This is a genomic window from Planosporangium mesophilum (assembly GCF_016863255.1).
Lineage (GTDB): Bacteria > Actinomycetota > Actinomycetes > Mycobacteriales > Micromonosporaceae > Planosporangium > Planosporangium mesophilum.
Genome location: NZ_BOON01000031.1, coordinates 132874 through 147953 on the forward strand (window position 1 = coordinate 132874; position 15080 = coordinate 147953).

Consider the following 15080-nt stretch of genomic DNA (forward strand, 5'->3'; position numbering starts at 1 on the left):
CATGCAGCGACAGCGCCCACTGTGGATGCTCGTCCCCGGTGGCGTCCTCGCCGCGCTGCTCATCGTCGTCCCGCTGGCGGTGGCGGTACAGATCTCGCTGCTCGACCTGGACCAGTACTCGTTCCGGCAATGGCTGGGCGCGCCCTTCGTCGGCGTGCGCAACTACCACGAGGCGCTGACCCGGTCGCCCCTGGCGCACTCCATCCTGGTCAGTACCGGGTACGCCGCAACGGTGACGGTCGTGACGCTGCCGCTCGGGGTCGCCGCGGCGCTCGCCACCCACAACCGGTTCGCCGGGCGGGCCGTGGTCCGCTCCGCCTTCCTGATCCCGTTCGTCCTGCCGTCGTTCGTGGTCGGCACCCTCTGGCGGATCATCCTCCAGCCGGCCGGGGTGGCCAACCGGGTCCTGGACCCGCTCGGCGTGCCGACCGGGCTGTGGCTCAACGGCCCGCGCAGCTTCTGGGCGCTGGTCATCGTGCAGGCCTGGGCCGCCTGGCCGCTGGTGTACCTGCTCACCCTCGCCGGCCTGCAGACGCTCGACCGGGACCTGCACGAGGCCGCGGCGCTGGACGGCGCCGGCTGGTGGGCGAAGCTGCGGTACGTCATCTTCCCGTGCCTGCGCGGGCCGGTATCACTGGCGATGCTGATCTCGTTCCTGCACGACATCAACAACTTCGCGCTGCCGTTCGTACTCTTCGGCGTGCCCAGCCCGCACGACGTCGAGGTGCTGCCGGTCCTGACGTACATCGAGAGCTTCCAGAACTTCCGGTTCGGGTTGAGCGCGGCGATGGCGGTGCTGTCCGTCGCGCTGATCGCCGTCCCGATCGCGGTCTACCTGCGGGCGGTGAAGCTCGACGTGGGCGAGGAGGCGAGGACGACATGACCGACGTTCTGCCCGGCCGGCGCGCCCGCCGGGACCCGGAGGTGACCCAACTGCTGCCCCGGCCGCTGCGCACGCTGGTCATCGCCGTCCTGCTGGCGGTCGTCGGGGCGCCGATGCTGTACATGGTCCTCGCCTCGGTCAACTCGGACCTGGCGGTGGCCCGGGGCGCCGTCCTGCCGACCGGCCTGCACCTCGACAACTACGTGCGGATCTGGTCGACCGTGAGCCTGGACCGCGGCCTGGTCAACAGCGTCGCGGTGGCCGGGACGGTGGCGGTCGTGTGCGCGCTGGTCGCCGTCTGCAGCGCGTACGTCCTGGTCCTGCACGGCTTCCGGGGTCGGCTGGCCATCCTGCGCGGGTTGCTCGCCCTCCAGACCATTCCGGGCACGCTGGTACTGCTGCCGGTCTTCGTGCTGTTCGCCAGCGCCTCGACGGCGCTCGGCATCCAGGTGATCGGCACCCGCTGGGCGCTGTTCGTCACGTACCTGACCTTCTCGTTGCCGTTCTCCACCTGGGTGATGGTGACGTACCTGCGCGGGCTGCCGCGCGAGTTGGACGAGGCGGCGCGCATCGACGGCGCCTCGTCGTGGCGGATCCTGACCCGGATCATCACTCCCCTGAGCTGGCCGGGGCTCGTGGTCTCGGCCATCTTCGCGTTCCTGCTGGGCTGGAACGACGTCCTGTTCGCGTCGGTGCTGACCAACCCGGACACCCGCACCGCGGCGGTCGCGCTCCAGGTGTTCGGCGCCACCCAGGAGGGTGGCGCGATTCCTGTGTACGGGCAGTTGATGGCCGCCGCCCTGGTGTGCGCGCTCCCGGTCGTGGTCGTGTACCTCGTCTTCCAGCGCTATCTGGTCAGCGGCCTGGCGGCGGGCGGGGTGAAGTGACGGCCGCCCCGATCTGCGTCGCGATCGTCGGCGGCGGCATCATCGGCCGCACCCACGCCGACGCGATCCTGCGCCATCCGCGCCTGCGAATCGCCGCCGTGGTGGACCCGGTGAGCGCGGCGAGCGCGGCGCTGGCCGAGCGCGTCGCCGCCGGCACGGGTACCCGACCGCCGGCCCGGTACGAGACGCTGACCGCCGCCCTCGCCGACGGTGACGTCGACCTGGTCGCGGTCTGCACGCCGAGCGGGCTGCACGCCGGCGTCGTCGAGGAGGCGCTCGCCGCGGGCCGGCACGTGGTCCTGGAGAAGCCCCTCGACGCCACGCTGCCCAGCGCCCGGCGGCTGGCCCGGCTGGCCGCGGCGGCCGAGGAGCGCGGCCAGGTCTGCTCGGTCATCAGCCAGCACCGCTTCGACCCCGCCAGCGTCGCCGTGTCCCGGGCGGTGGCCGAGGGTCGGCTGGGCCGGCTCACCTCCGCCGTGGCGTCCGTGGCGTGGTGGCGCGGCCAGGACTACTACGACTCGGCGGCCTGGCGCGGCACCTGGCAGTACGACGGCGGCGGCGCCGCCATGAACCAGGGCATCCACACCGTCGACCTGCTGCTCTGGCTGCTCGGCCGGCCGGTGGAGGTGTTCGGGTACACCGGCCTGCTCGCCCACGAACGCATCGAGGTCGAAGACGTCGCGGTGGCGACGGTACGGTTCGCCTCCGGCGCCCTCGCGGTGCTGCACGCCACCACCGCCGCGTACCCCGGGCTCGCGGTACGGCTCCAGGTCCACGGCTCACGCGGCTCGGCGGTCATTCACGACGACCAGGTGGAGTACCTTCACCCGGACGGTGGCGTGCCGGCCGACCAGCTTCGCGGTGCGCCCGAGCCGGCGGACGGCTTCGTGGTCGGCCACCTGCGCCAGTACCGCGACATCGTCGACGCGATCGAGCACGGACGGCCGCCCGCCGTCCGCGTCCCCGACGCGCTGCTGGCGTTCACCGTGGTCAAGGCGGTCTACCTGGCCGCGACCCTGGGGCGGCCGGTGCTGATCGACGACGTGCTCTCCGGTGCGTTCGACCACGTTCCCGTCAGGATCGGGTAAGGGGGCGCTCGTGCGGTTCTCGGTCTTCACCGCGTCGACTCCGGAGTGGACACCCGTGCAGGCCGCCACGATCCTCGCCGAGCAGGGGTGGGACGGGATCGAGTGGCGGATCACCGACCAGGACGACGCGCCCGAGCCGGGGTTCTGGGCCGGCAACCGGGCGACCTGGCCGCTGACCGGGCTGGAATCGCAGGTGCCCATGATCGCCCGGATCACCCGCGAGGCCGGCCTCGAGTTCTCCGCCCTCGGCGGGTACGTCCCGAGCCACGACCGCGGAGGCGTCGACCGGATGCTGGCGGTCACCGCCGCCCTCGACGCGAAGCGGGTACGCGTCGTCATGCCGGGCCTCGGCGGCGGTGACTACCGTGACCGGTTCGCCGCCACCCGCCGGAACCTGGAGTGGATCGCCGGCCGGGCGGCGCGGCACGGCGTCACCGCGCTGGTCGAACTGCACCACCGTACGATCGTCGCCTCGGCGTCCGCGGCGGTCCGGCTCGTCGACGGGCTGGATCCGGCGCACGTCGGCGTCATCCACGACATCGGGAACCTGGTCATCGAGGGGTACGAGGACCACCTGGCCGGGTTCCAGATGCTCGGGGAGTACCTGGCGCACGTCCACGTCAAGAACGCCGCGTGGCGCCCGGTCGGGCGGTCCCCGGACGGCTCGACACAGTGGACATCCGAGTGGGCGCCGCTGCGTGAGGGGCAGGCCGATCTCGGGGTGTACCTGCGCGCGCTCGCCTCGCACGGGTACGACGGCTGGGTGACGGTGGAGGACTTCTCCACGACGACGCCGCTGGCCGAGCGTACCCGCGACAACCTGGCGTACCTGCGCGGCCTCCTTCACGTGGCCGCTCCATGATCACCCAGACTTTTGGCCGCTATGACGGTCAAAAGTCTGGGTGATCATGGCGTGACAGGATCAGTGACGAGGCGGACGACCAGATCGGCCAGGGCGCCCGCGGTCCGGTCCACCGGGGCCAGCGGCAGCACGATGTGGCTGACCACCAGCCGGATGATGGTCTCGGCGGCGAACGCGACGGCCTCGTCCGGTAGCGCCGGCAGCCGGTCGGCCGCCCACTGCCGCAGCACCCCGGCCGCGGCGACGAGCACGAGCTCCGACCGGGTCGTGAGGAAGGGCAGGAGCGGGTCGGAGCCGCCCCGGGCGCTGGTGAGGATCGCCTTGATCAGAGGGTTGCCGGCCGCCTCGTCCAGTACCTGGAAGATCGCGGCGTGCGCGGCCTCGCGCACGTCGTCGTGGCCGTAGAGCGCGTCGTTCACGCCGGCGAGGAACCGCTCGGTCTCCGCCTGCGCGATCGCCTCGGCCAGCGCGGGCTTGCTTCCGAACTCGTTGTAGACGGTCTGCCGGCTGACCCCAACCTGAGTGGCGACGTCGGCCATGCGCACGGCGTCCCAGCCGCGGGCGATCGTGAGGTCGCGGGCGGCCTCGACGATCGCGTCGCGCATCCGCTGCCGGGCGGTGTCGCGATACCGGGAAGTCGTGTCCATCCTGCGACGCAGTGTACCGGCGGCGGGGGCACTTGTACTCATCACCGCTTCGAATCAATTTACTTTACTCAAATCGGGGTCTTGTCAACCGCTGTGAGGTGTGTGACAGTCATCGACAAACCTCGACCGGGTGGAGGTCCCACATGGAGCAGCGGCTCAGCCCTGCGTGGCACGACAACAAGAAGTACCTCTGGCTGTTGGCGCTGCTCGTGCCCACGCTCCCGTTCGGGGGCCTGTGGCTCTGGTACGCCACCCATTCCCCGCTCGCCTGGTGGCTCGCCCCGGTGGTCGTCTTCGGCGTGATCCCCCTGGTCGACGTGCTGTTCGGCGACGACCGCGAGAACCCGCCCGAGGAGCTGGCCGGCCAGCTCCAGGAGGTGCGGTACTACCGCTGGATCACCTACCTGTACCTGCCGGTCCAGTACGTCGCCCTGGTCGTGTGCTGCCAGGTGTGGACCGACGGCGGCCTGGGCGTCGTCGGGACGGTAGGCCTGGTCTTCACCCTCGGGATCGTCAACGGCATCGCCATCAACACCGCCCATGAGCTGGGCCACAAGCGGGAGACCGTCGAGCGCTGGCTGTCGAAGATCGCGCTGGCGCCGACCGGGTACGGGCACTTCTACGTCGAGCATAACCGCGGCCACCACACGAGGGTGGCCACCCCGGAGGACCCGGCCAGCTCCCGCCTCGGCGAGAGCTTCTGGGCGTTCTGGCCCCGTACCGTCGTCGGCAGCCTGCGCTCGGCCTGGCGGCTGGAGACCAACCGCTTCCGCATCCGCTCGCGTAGCCCGTGGACCGTCCGCAACGACGTTCTCAACGCGTGGGTGATGACGGTCGTGCTCTTCGTCGCGGCCGTGGCGGTCTTCGGCGTCGGGGTGGTGCCGTTCCTGCTGCTCCAGGCCGTCGTAGGCTTCTCCCTGCTGGAGGTGGTCAACTACCTGGAGCACTACGGCCTGCGCCGCCAGCGCAACGCCGCCGGGCGGTACGAGAAGGTGGACCCCCGCCACAGCTGGAACTCCGACCGCATCGTCACCAACGTGTTCCTGTTCCAGCTCCAGCGCCACAGCGACCACCACGCCAACCCGCTGCGCCGGTACCAAGCCCTGCGCAGCTTCGACGTCTCGCCGCAGTTGCCGGGCGGGTACGCGACGATGATCGTCGCCGCGGTCATCACTCCACTGTGGCGGCGCATCATGGACCCGAGGGTGATCGCCCACTACGACGGCGACCTGAGCCTGGCCAACGTGCACCGGCCGGCGCTGGAGCGGCTACGCGCCCGGTACCCGGAACAGCCCGCCGCCCAGCCGGGCACCGCGCCGTCGCTGGGCAGCGCCTGACGGATCTCCTCCGAGATCTTGGAGATCGCGACGCCGATATCGGTGCCGAGATCTCCAAGATCCGACGAGGGGGCCGTGCGCCGCGACGGTCGCGGTGAGTAACGTTCACGGTGTGGGGAACGGGGCGCCCCGGTCCCACGGTCCGGAGTGGGACGGGCATCTGTTGCTGCTGCACCGCTCGGAGTCCGAGCGGCTGTCGAGCCTGGCTGCGTGGATCTACCGCGGCCTCGACCGCGGCGACAAGGTCATCTACGCCGAACTGCCCCGCGCGGCGGGCGAGTCGGTGCTCGACGTCGCGAACGGGTGGGGTGTCTACTTCGCCGCGGCGGTGGCCGACGGCCGGTTGGCGGCGCTGCCGTTGGAGCGGTTCTACCCGCAGGGCGGCCAGGAAGAGATCGTCGACCAGGCGCTGGACGCGGGGTTCCCGTCGGTACGACTGGCCGCCGAGTCCAGTGCCACGTGGGCCACCGGATCGCTGTCGGCCCACCTCGACATCGAGCGGACGGTTGACCGGCTGTGCCGGACCCGGGCGGTGTCGGCGCTGTGCCAGTACAAGTACTCGACGACCGAGCGGACGGTCCTCCACGAACTCGTCGCGATGCACCGGGACCGGCTGCGGGACTCCGCCCTCAGCATGGCCGCCAGCTCGCACGGCCTGGTTCTCGACGGCGAGATCGACCGCGGGAACGCGGACGTGTTCGCCACCGTCATCCACCTCGCGAGCGCCTCCTCGGTAGGCGTCGTGCGGCTGGACCTCGCGGCGCTGGAGTTCATGGATGTGGCGGCCTGCCGGCAGTTGCTGTACGCCAGCCGGGACTTCCGGCAGGCCGGTGGGCGCGTCGTCCTGGTGGCACCCCGAGCGTCGGTGGACCTGACGCTGCGGCTACTGGGCGTCGATCAGGTCGCCGGCATCGACCTGGTCGGCGGCCAGCCGTGAGCGCCGCGGCCGTCACCCACTTCATCCACCAGGGGCTGTTCTTCTCCTCGCCGGAGGAGCTACTCGCCGCGGCCCTCCCGCTCCTGCGCGAAGGGCTGGCAGCCGGCGACGCGGTGATCCTGGCCTGCCGCGACGAGTACGCCGCTCTGTTGGTCGACGCGATCGGTCCGCACCCACGCATCACCCGCCTCCCACCGGTCCGCGTCTGCGCCCGGACAGCCACGGCCATCGAGGACTACCACGAGATGGTCGCCCAGCGGGTCGCCGTCGGCGCCCGGCGGGTCGAGGTGGTGGGCGAGCCGAACGACTTCGGCGCCAACCCCGACGCCTGGGCGGAGTGCAGCCGATTCGAGGCGATCTGCAACGTAACGCTGGCAATGTGTCCGTTGACAAGCACCTGCACCTTTGATGTCGGAGCGCTACCCGAACCGGTGATCAAGGACCTGGCCAGCGCCCACCCGTTCCTGCTCACCCCTGCCGGCCGCATCCGGAACGAACGGTACGTCGACCCGGCGACGTTTCTGCGCCGGTTCGCGGCCGGGCCGGACCCGGTGGAGGAGACCAGCCCGACGGTGGCGTTCGCCGCGGTGACCGATCTTCACCAGGTAGCCGCCCTGCGCAACCAGCTACGGGCCGCGCTCGACGCACACGAGGTGGATCTGCCGATCATGGCCGACGTCGTGGCCGCGGTCCAGGAGCTGGTCGTCAACGGCCTCGTGCACGGCAGGCCACCGGTACGGGTACGGCTCTGGACCCCGCCCGAGCGGCTGGTGTGCACGGTCACCGACGCCGGCCCGGGCTTCGACGACCCCGTTGCCGGGTACATGCGGCCCGACCCCGACGACGCCTTCAGCCCCGGCAGCGGTACCGGGCTGTGGCTGGCCCGGCAGCTGTGCGACCGGGTCGAGACGGCGCGGACCCCGGCCGGCTTCACGGTACGACTGATCACCTCGGCCCCGGCCGCGCGTACTTAGACCCGATCGGCGGCGAGTCGGGTACCGAAACCCAGCAGCGCCACGCCGGTGGCGGTGTCGAGCGTCCGGCGGACCCGGCGTCGGGTCAGGAACCGGCGTACCCGGTGCAGAAACGTCGTCAGCATCAGCAGGTAGAGCAGTGACAGCAGGGCGTGGCTGAGCGCGAACGCCAGCAGGACCGTCGATCCCGCGCCCGGGGCGAGGAACTGCGGCAGCACCGCGAGGTAGAACACCAGTACCTTCGGGTTGGTGATATTGGACAGGAACCCCTGCCGCCAGCCGCCCAAGGCAGCACCTTTGGCGCGCCCGCCGGTATCGGGGTCGAGCGCCGGGTACCGGCCGCGGACCGCCGACCGGATGGCCTGGATGCCGAGATAGCTCAGGTACGCCACGCCGGCCCACCGGACGACCTCCAGGACCGGTTGCGCACGCACAATCAGCGCGCCGAGCCCGGCCGCCGCGGCCGTGCCCTGGACCGCGTTGGAGCAGGCGACGCCGACCCCGCTCCAGGCGCCGCGCCAGCGACCGGAGGCGAGCGTGTTCTTGGTGACGACCGCGAAGTCGGGGCCGGGTGCCAGGACCAGGGCGACCGCGAACGCCAGGAACGATGCGTACGACGACCACGTCATCGTGCCACCGTAGCTCCGGTTACGGCGCCGACCCGGTACCTGTCGAGCACCGACCGCGCCCACTGCGCCTGAGCGCACGGGCTCGGGGCCAGGCGGCTCCGCTCGGTCAGGCAGCCGGCACACAGTCCGTCGGGTCGTGCGCTGTGGGCGTGTGCGACCTCGGAGGCGGCTGCTACCAGTCGTACCAGCGCTTGCCGGTCGATTGTCGACGCCATCATGGGCTGCCCATCCAGCCGAGAAAGCGGACGTACAGTTCACCCGCCGGTACGGCGTACAGATCTTCGGATGCCTGGACGAAGTAGGACGACATCACCAGCGACAGGCAAACCCTCGCCCGGTCGTACTCGGCGGCGAGTTGACCGGGGCGGGTGAGGCACGGCCAGTCGCACCCACAGCCAACGCAGATCCACTGTGGCCGGAGTGGAGTGTGCAGCGCGGTCATCAGGTCACGGTTTCCGCGTCGACCGGGAGGTGCGTCACGGCTGCACCTGCGCCTGGGGTCCCTCTGCCCGGGTACAGACGGAACAGGTGAGCCGCGCGCCGCACAGCGGACACCACCTTGACTTGACCTTGAACGAGAACAGTCCGGCCATGAAGCCGAGTACTGCGGTTCCGATGAGCGCGAACGCGAATGCCACGTCCGTCACCTCCTGGGCCGGCAGGGTGCGCACGGGTCCGCCGCGCCCGATGCCTAGAGATAGGTCCGCCCCAAAGCGTGCCCCACAATTAAGCATCCAGTCAAGCAATTGCATGCAATTGTCGGAAGACTTGTCTGTCAGGTTGTGCCAGACACAATTGCCACCGCCATCTGAGCAAGACAGCTGGCGCAATTGCGCAAGCACGAGCAATCGTGTCAGCATCGAGAATGCCCAGATCAATAACTGGAAGGGGCATCCCGTGCGAAACCTGGTCTATCTGTGGAAGGACGCTGACTCGGGCGGCGGCGGCTGCCCTGCCCTCTACACCACCAACGGCGGCTACGTCGTCCAGGGCATCCGGCTCACCGGCGACGAACGCGCCCAGCTGCGCCAGTTGGCCGACAACGAGGACGCGGTGTACGTGCCTGCCAACGTCCTCGATCGACTGCGAGACCTGCCCTGACCATGACCACCCCGCTCACCGAAGCCGAGTTCGCCGAGCAGCTTCACACCTTCGAGCGCTCTGCGTTCCGGCTTGAGCTTCAGCGGGAGTACCGCGAGCCCACCGAGACCGACACCCTCGCCCGGTTCCTCGCGGGCGATCCGCAGGACCCGACCGAGGTACCCAGCCTGCGCGCCTGGTACGTCCACATCGCCGCCGTCACCAGACGCGGTCGGCACGTCGAACGCGTCCGAGTCCATGACGAGCCTCCGACCGGCTACCAGCGCTGGGAACGCTGGATCGGCACCTGGAACATCGCCGCCGGCGAGACGATGCGGTACCTGACCCGCCAGCAGGCGTACGACATCGGGCTCCTGCCAGCGGCCGGCAACACCGACTGGTGGTTGCTCGACGAGACGCGGCTGATCATCTTGCGTTTCGACGAGGTTGGGCATCGCATCGCCAACGAAATCACCACCGACCAACAGATGATCGATCAGGCGTGTACGTGGCGGGAACTGGCTATCCGCTATGGCGTTCTGGAACGTCCACCCAACGCCGCCACCGCCTAGCCTGGAGCCCCGCCGTGATACGACCACAGGACCGGTTGACGCAGCCGGGCGGTCTCGCCGACCGGCTGCGTAACCTACGCACCGCCGCCGGGATGGCTGGCAAGGACCTCGCCGAGATGCTCGGCTGGGCGCCGTCGAAGGTGTCGAGGCTGGAGAACGGCCGGCAAATGCCGTCGACTGAGGACATCGCCGTCTGGGCCCAGGCGACGCGGGCCGGCGACGAGGACGCCGAGGATCTACGCCTACTGCTGAACGACGCACAGACCGTGCACCGGGACTGGCGCCGGCGGATGAGCCGCGGGCAGGTCGCGGTCCAGAAGGACTACAACGATCTGGTCGCGAACTCGACCCGGATCCGCTACTTCGAAACGACGTGGATACCAGGGTTCTTGCAGATTCCCGACTATGCCCGACGGGCGTTCGCCGAGATGGTCGACCTGCACGACCTAGCGGTAGGCGACGTAGAAGCGGCCGTGACGACACGGCTTGAACGTCAGCAGGCGCTGTACGACACCACCAAGCAATTCGAACTGATGATCACAGAACCGGTGCTGGGCTGGATGCCGATTCCACCGGCTGTGATGCGAGCCCAGTTGGACCGGCTGCAAACCGCGATCGACCTGCCGAATGTGCGCTTCGGGATCGTGCCGCTGCGGCGGCCGCTGTCGCGGATCCCGCAGAATTCGTTCCAGTTGTACGACAACTATGGGGTGGTGGAGACGTTCGTCGGGGAGACCGAGTGCGGACCCGAGGACGTCGAGAAGTACCACCGGGTCATGGACCAACTGTGGGAAGAGGCTGTGACCGGCTCGGAGGCCCGGCGACTGATCGTCGCCGCGTCGGATGCCCTTCCGCGGTGACTACCGCAACGACGGCGACGGCTCGGCGGTCCGCGACTTCGTCCTCGCCATCGACGGGGCGTCAGCCGTCAGCATGGCGGAGAACCCCGACCTCGGCGCTCCCCATTGACAGGCATTGATCCGCTGCTGCGCCGAACTCTAACCTCACCTTGACTCGGTCGTAGCGACAGGTGCCGACCGGACGGTGGGTTCCCAGCGGAGGGGCGACGATGGCGGCAAATGTTGACGCGTGGGTTCCGTACTTCCAGAATCTCACCGCCGTCGCGGCGGCCTTGCTCGCCATCGCCTTCCTGACTTTCCAGTTCCGTTCGGACATATGGCGCACGCATCCGCTGAAGCAGACCGTCGCCATCACAACCCTCGGCGAACTGGCCGCGCCCATGTTCCTCGGGATCTTGTTCCTGATGCCCGGTCATCCCTGGGTCCTGGGCGGTCGGCTCGTGGGGGTCGGCGGCTACCTGATCATGGCGTGGCACGTCGCGGTCTTCATCCGGTACCGCAGGCTCGCAGACCGGTTCGACAAGTGGCAGCTCTGCGGGGTAGCCATCACGGTGGTCACGTTCAGCTTCCTGCTGTGGTGGGACAGTCTGGACGTCAAGGCGTACACGGCAGCCTGGATGATCTTCTCCGGATTCTCCGAGGCCTGGGTGTTCCTGGTGCCGCACAAACCAGCAGTAGACGCCTCGTAGGCCCCGCTCACCGGAGTCCGGATCAGCCGACCTGAGACCCTCGCTCGCCGGGCACCACCGGATGCACCTCGAGCCCACTGCACCCGTTCGCGGTCACGTCGAGCCGTACCGAGTGGGTCTCGTCAGGCGGAGTGACCAGCACGCCTTTGTAGACAGGACAGGTCGACGCACCACCCGGTGGCACGTTGGCCCCTTCGACCAGTGCGGACGCCACACCTCCGGGAGCCAGGTCGACGGCCGGTGGCTGTCCGGACGGGTCACGGAGGCCACCGAGATACCCGGACGGCGTACGCCGGGCCTGCGCCACCTGGGCGCCGTTCTCGTCGAGGGCGGCGACCCCGGGGTAGCCCTGCAGTCGGCAGGTCGTGGTCTGGTCGTGCCGGAAGACGAGGACGAAACCGTAGTGGCCGGCGGCGGCGCCCGACTGCACCAGCGCGAGGTTCAGGTGGGCGACGGTACACTCCCCCGTCCCGCCGTTCGCACCGCCGGGGGGCGCTTGGCTACTGGGCGCCTGCCCACCGGGAGCCTGGACACCGGGCGTCGAGGGCGCGGACGGCGCCGCCGACGCGGGCTGCACGGACGGTCCGGACGCCTTGGGCTTGGACGACCCGCTACACCCGGCAAACGCCACCAGTGTCAGAGCCGCCAGAGATGTCGTCAGTAGAGTCCCGCGTACCATCGGAGCACCCCGCTCTCCCGTGCCGCCGGCTTCGACAACGGCGGCCAGACGGATCCATGCTCTCCGTCCACGGGACCGACGTCAGTCAACTCGGTGACTCCCCGAGGGGCGACATGCCGTCGTCGGCACGCGACGACCACTCCTGTCCCGGTCAGCCCTCCGGTGGCCCGACCTTCGTGTCGTCGGGCATATGGTGCAACCCGATCGCCATTCCCTTCCGCTGCGCCAACCCGGCGGCCACGACCTGTACCGGCAGGATGTCGAGCACCGCGCCGGCCAGTCCCCCGACGGCCGGCAACCGAACCACCCGCAGGTTCGACTGCTCGGGCACGTCGCCGCCGCTGCTGACGAAGACGACGGCCGCGCCCCAACCAGCCAGTTCACCGGCCAACCGGGCCTCCCGGCCGCCGGGTTCGCCGAAGACCAGCGCGCCCCGTCCGGGCGCTGCCACCTCCAGCGGCCCGTGCAGGTACTCCCGCGTCGTGAACCCCGCCGTCGGCAGATGCACCGACTCCCGCAGCAGCAGCGCCGCCGCTCCCACCGAGGCCAGCCGTACGCCCGAGCCCACCACGTCGATCGCGGCGACGTCGGCGAACGCGTCCACGACCGGCGTGGCGTCGCCGCGGAGCACGTCTGCCGCCTGCCCCGGCAGCGCGTCCCAGTCCGCCGACACGGTCCCGGTCAACGCGTCCACGAGCAGCCCCAACGCCTGTACCGTCGCCGTATAGCTCAACGTCGACACGCGCGTGTCCTCGCCGCAGCCCAGTGGGAGCACGGCGTCGGCGACGGCGCCCAGCGGGTACCCGGGGTTGTTGGTCAGGGCGACCCGTGGGGCGCCACGGCCGACCGCCCGCATCGCCTCGACCGTCTCCGTGCTGCGCCCGGACTGGCTGACACCGAGATACGCATCGGCGAGCCCCGCCGGCACGCCGTCGGAGACCACGCCGTCGGAGACCACGCCGTCGGACACCACGCCGTTTGAGACCAAGTCGGCGGCGCTCAGCGCAACGGCCGGTCGACCCGCGGCACGCAGCGCGGCGGCGAAGCCGGCCACGGCATGCGTGCTGGCGCCCATTCCGATCGCGGCGATCCGCCCGCGGCCCAACAACTCCGTGACCGGTCCCCCGTCCAACGCCTCCCGGACGGCAGCGGCCGACCGGCGGAGCACGTCCGGTTGCGACCGCACCCCGTCGATGAACTCAGGCGCCACGCGCCCCTCCCAACCTCGTCACGGCGGTCAGCCCTTCAGCGAGCCGGTCGACAGGCCGCCGATCAGGTACCGCTGGAAGACCAGGGCGATCAGGACCGGCGGCAGCGCCGCCAACACCCCGCCGGCCGCGATCAGTCCGAAGTCGACGGCGTTTCGCCCGGTGAACTCGGCGATCGCGACCGGGATCGTCTTGGCGTTGCCGGTCGAGGTGAAGATCAGCGCGTACAGGAACTCGTCCCAGCACAGCAGGAACGCGAACAGGCCGGTCGCCACGATGCCCGGCCGGGCCAGCGGCAGGATCACCCGTACCAGCGCACCGAGCCGGGTGCAGCCGTCGACGCGCGCGGCCTCCTCCAACTCCACCGGCAGCGTGGCGAAGAAGTTGCTCATCGTCCACAGCGTGAACGGCGTGGCGAGCGAGCAGTACACGACGATCAGGCCGGTCCGGGTGTCCAGCAGCCCGAACCTGGCCATCAGCAGGTACAGCGGGATGATCAGGCTGATCGGCGGCAGCATGTACGTCACGAGGAACGCCAGCAGCGTGGTGCGTCGCAGCGGGAAGCGCAGCCGGGCGACGGCGTACCCGCCGAGGATGCCGACGACCAGCGAGATCACCACCGTCCCCGAGGCCACCAGGAAGCTGTTGACCACGGCGTCCCGGAACAGCGCGGCGGCGCCCTGGTCCGCCGAGAAGATCTCGCGGTACCGGTCGAGCGTGACCCGCTCCGGCCACCAGCGCAGCGGCCGGGCAAGCAGGTCGGACTGCCCCACCAGCGACGAGTACGCCAGCCAGCCGAACGGCGCGAGAATGACCACGGACGCGAACAGCGCGGCTGCGTGAATGAAAACTCGGTACCTCACGTCGACCTCTGGCGCAGCAGTCGCAGGTACACCATGGCCAGCGCCAGGACCGCCAGTACGGTCAGGTACGCCAGCGCGGAGCCGACGCTGAACCGCTGCGACGAGAATGCCTGCAGGTACGTGAAGAAGGTGATCGTCTGGGTGCCGCTCGCCGGCCCGCCGCCGGTCATCACGTACACGATGTCGAAGACCTTGAACGCCTCGATGGTGCGCAGCACGAGCACGATGGCGACGGTCGGTACCAGCAGCGGCAGCGTGATCCGCAGGAACGATCGCACCGCACCCGCCCCGTCGACCCGCGCGGCCTCGTACAGTTCGCGCGGGATCGTGCTCAGGCCGGCCAGCAGGAAGAACGCGACCAGCGACGTGTTCTTCCAGACGTCGGCCGCGACCACCATGTTCAGCGCCACGAACGGGTCGCTGCCAAGCCAGGAGCGGTAGCCGTCGGCCAGGCCGAGTTGGGTGAGGACGGCGTTGAGCACCCCGTACTCGGCGTTGAGGATCAGCCGCCACATGGCACCGTTGACGATCGTCGGCAGCGCCCACGGCAGGATCACGATCGATCGGAACAGCCAGCGCAGCTTGAGCGGCGCGGCGAGCAGCAGCGCGAGCCCCATGCCGAAGACCAGTTCGGCCGCGGTGGAGACGACGGTGAAGTACAGGGTGTGCCCGGCCGCCGTCCACACTCGACCGTCGGAGAGCACGGCCGCGTAGTTGGCCAGGCCGAGGAACGGGTACGCGCCGGGGAACGGGCTGTTGACGTCGTAGAACGAGATGACCAGGGCCCGCCCGGCCGGGTAGAGCACGACGCCGAACACCAGCACGGCGGCCGGCAGCAGCAGTGCGTACGCCAGCCGGGCGGATCCGCTCCTGCTCGTCTTCACG

General features: G+C 70.1%; 19 protein-coding genes. 12 read left to right on the plus strand and 7 right to left on the minus strand.

Annotated features, from left to right (window positions below; all coding sequences use genetic code 11):
• The first annotated feature begins 1 nt into the window (after position 1).
• Genes Pme01_RS16805 through Pme01_RS16820 form a run of 4 tightly spaced genes read left to right on the plus strand, consistent with a single transcriptional unit; the run spans position 2 to position 3720 of the window.
• The gene (locus Pme01_RS16805) at positions 2-883 is read left to right on the plus strand and encodes a carbohydrate ABC transporter permease (protein WP_168114200.1); all 882 of its coding nucleotides are present in this window, start codon (positions 2-4) and stop codon (positions 881-883) included.
• The gene (locus Pme01_RS16810; RefSeq protein WP_168114199.1) at positions 880-1770 is read left to right on the plus strand and encodes a carbohydrate ABC transporter permease; all 891 of its coding nucleotides are present in this window, start codon (positions 880-882) and stop codon (positions 1768-1770) included. Before Pme01_RS16805 ends, Pme01_RS16810 begins: the two co-directional genes overlap by 4 nt.
• A complete protein-coding gene (locus Pme01_RS16815) occupies positions 1767-2858 on the plus strand; it encodes a Gfo/Idh/MocA family protein (protein WP_168114198.1) in 1092 nt (363 codons plus the stop codon). Before Pme01_RS16810 ends, Pme01_RS16815 begins: the two co-directional genes overlap by 4 nt.
• A 10-nt stretch (positions 2859-2868) precedes the next feature.
• Complete coding sequence (locus Pme01_RS16820) at positions 2869-3720, plus strand: sugar phosphate isomerase/epimerase family protein (RefSeq protein ID WP_168114197.1); 852 nt, start codon at positions 2869-2871, stop codon at positions 3718-3720.
• Between the two features lie 44 nt (positions 3721-3764).
• Here Pme01_RS16820 and Pme01_RS16825 read toward each other — a convergent pair whose 3' ends face one another.
• The gene (locus Pme01_RS16825) at positions 3765-4367 is read right to left on the minus strand and encodes a TetR/AcrR family transcriptional regulator (RefSeq protein WP_239088278.1); all 603 of its coding nucleotides are present in this window, start codon (positions 4365-4367) and stop codon (positions 3765-3767) included.
• A 143-nt stretch (positions 4368-4510) separates the two neighbouring features.
• Here Pme01_RS16825 and Pme01_RS16830 point away from each other — a divergent pair, with 143 nt between their 5' ends.
• The 3 genes from Pme01_RS16830 (at position 4511) to Pme01_RS16840 (ending at position 7615) form a co-directional block, all read left to right on the plus strand.
• Positions 4511-5704, plus strand: coding sequence for an alkane 1-monooxygenase (locus tag Pme01_RS16830; RefSeq protein ID WP_168114196.1), 1194 nt, complete (start codon positions 4511-4513; stop codon positions 5702-5704).
• 112 nt (positions 5705-5816) lie between these two features.
• Positions 5817-6641, plus strand: a complete 825-nt coding sequence (locus Pme01_RS16835) for an MEDS and STAS domain-containing protein (RefSeq protein WP_168114195.1) — start codon at positions 5817-5819, stop codon at positions 6639-6641.
• Positions 6638-7615 (plus strand): anti-sigma factor RsbA family regulatory protein, encoded by a 978-nt coding sequence (locus Pme01_RS16840; protein WP_168114194.1) that lies wholly within the window; start codon positions 6638-6640, stop codon positions 7613-7615. The genes Pme01_RS16835 and Pme01_RS16840 overlap by 4 nt, the downstream gene beginning before the upstream one ends.
• On the opposite strand, the gene Pme01_RS16845 is transcribed toward Pme01_RS16840, so the two are convergent.
• Both Pme01_RS16845 and Pme01_RS16850 read right to left on the minus strand, forming a co-directional pair.
• Complete coding sequence (locus tag Pme01_RS16845; RefSeq protein ID WP_168114193.1) at positions 7612-8244, minus strand: LysE family translocator; 633 nt, start codon at positions 8242-8244, stop codon at positions 7612-7614. The two genes, Pme01_RS16840 and Pme01_RS16845, sit on opposite strands and share 4 nt — an antisense overlap.
• A gap of 214 nt (positions 8245-8458) precedes the next feature.
• Positions 8459-8686: a flavin reductase gene (locus tag Pme01_RS16850; protein ID WP_168114192.1), complete on the minus strand. Its 228-nt coding sequence runs from the start codon at positions 8684-8686 to the stop codon at positions 8459-8461.
• A 455-nt stretch (positions 8687-9141) separates the two neighbouring features.
• On the opposite strand from Pme01_RS16850, the gene Pme01_RS16855 reads away from it, so the two are divergent.
• From Pme01_RS16855 to Pme01_RS16870, 5 genes are all read left to right on the plus strand, one after another.
• The gene (locus Pme01_RS16855; protein WP_203935680.1) at positions 9142-9345 is read left to right on the plus strand and encodes a lipid A biosynthesis lauroyl acyltransferase; all 204 of its coding nucleotides are present in this window, start codon (positions 9142-9144) and stop codon (positions 9343-9345) included.
• A 2-nt stretch (positions 9346-9347) separates the two neighbouring features.
• Complete coding sequence (locus Pme01_RS16860; RefSeq protein ID WP_168114191.1) at positions 9348-9896, plus strand: DUF6879 family protein; 549 nt, start codon at positions 9348-9350, stop codon at positions 9894-9896.
• Positions 9897-9910: 14 nt separating this feature from the next.
• Positions 9911-10756, plus strand: a complete 846-nt coding sequence (locus tag Pme01_RS16865; protein WP_275408536.1) for a helix-turn-helix domain-containing protein — start codon at positions 9911-9913, stop codon at positions 10754-10756.
• Positions 10740-10865: a hypothetical protein gene (locus tag Pme01_RS31530; protein ID WP_275408535.1), complete on the plus strand. Its 126-nt coding sequence runs from the start codon at positions 10740-10742 to the stop codon at positions 10863-10865. The genes Pme01_RS16865 and Pme01_RS31530 overlap by 17 nt, the downstream gene beginning before the upstream one ends.
• Positions 10866-10965: 100 nt before the next feature.
• Positions 10966-11445, plus strand: coding sequence for a hypothetical protein (locus Pme01_RS16870; protein ID WP_168114189.1), 480 nt, complete (start codon positions 10966-10968; stop codon positions 11443-11445).
• A gap of 22 nt (positions 11446-11467) precedes the next feature.
• Here Pme01_RS16870 and Pme01_RS31535 read toward each other — a convergent pair whose 3' ends face one another.
• From Pme01_RS31535 to Pme01_RS16890, 4 genes are all read right to left on the minus strand, one after another.
• A complete protein-coding gene (locus Pme01_RS31535; RefSeq protein WP_240947802.1) occupies positions 11468-12124 on the minus strand; it encodes a DUF4232 domain-containing protein in 657 nt (218 codons plus the stop codon).
• Between the two features lie 151 nt (positions 12125-12275).
• Positions 12276-13334: an SIS domain-containing protein gene (locus Pme01_RS16880; RefSeq protein ID WP_168114187.1), complete on the minus strand. Its 1059-nt coding sequence runs from the start codon at positions 13332-13334 to the stop codon at positions 12276-12278.
• 27 nt (positions 13335-13361) lie between these two features.
• A complete protein-coding gene (locus Pme01_RS16885) occupies positions 13362-14195 on the minus strand; it encodes a carbohydrate ABC transporter permease (RefSeq protein WP_168114186.1) in 834 nt (277 codons plus the stop codon).
• Positions 14192-15079 carry a carbohydrate ABC transporter permease gene (locus tag Pme01_RS16890; protein WP_203935681.1) on the minus strand — a complete coding sequence of 296 codons (888 nt, stop codon included), beginning with the start codon at positions 15077-15079 and terminating at the stop codon, positions 14192-14194. The genes Pme01_RS16885 and Pme01_RS16890 overlap by 4 nt, the downstream gene beginning before the upstream one ends.
• Position 15080: the final 1 nt, after the last annotated feature.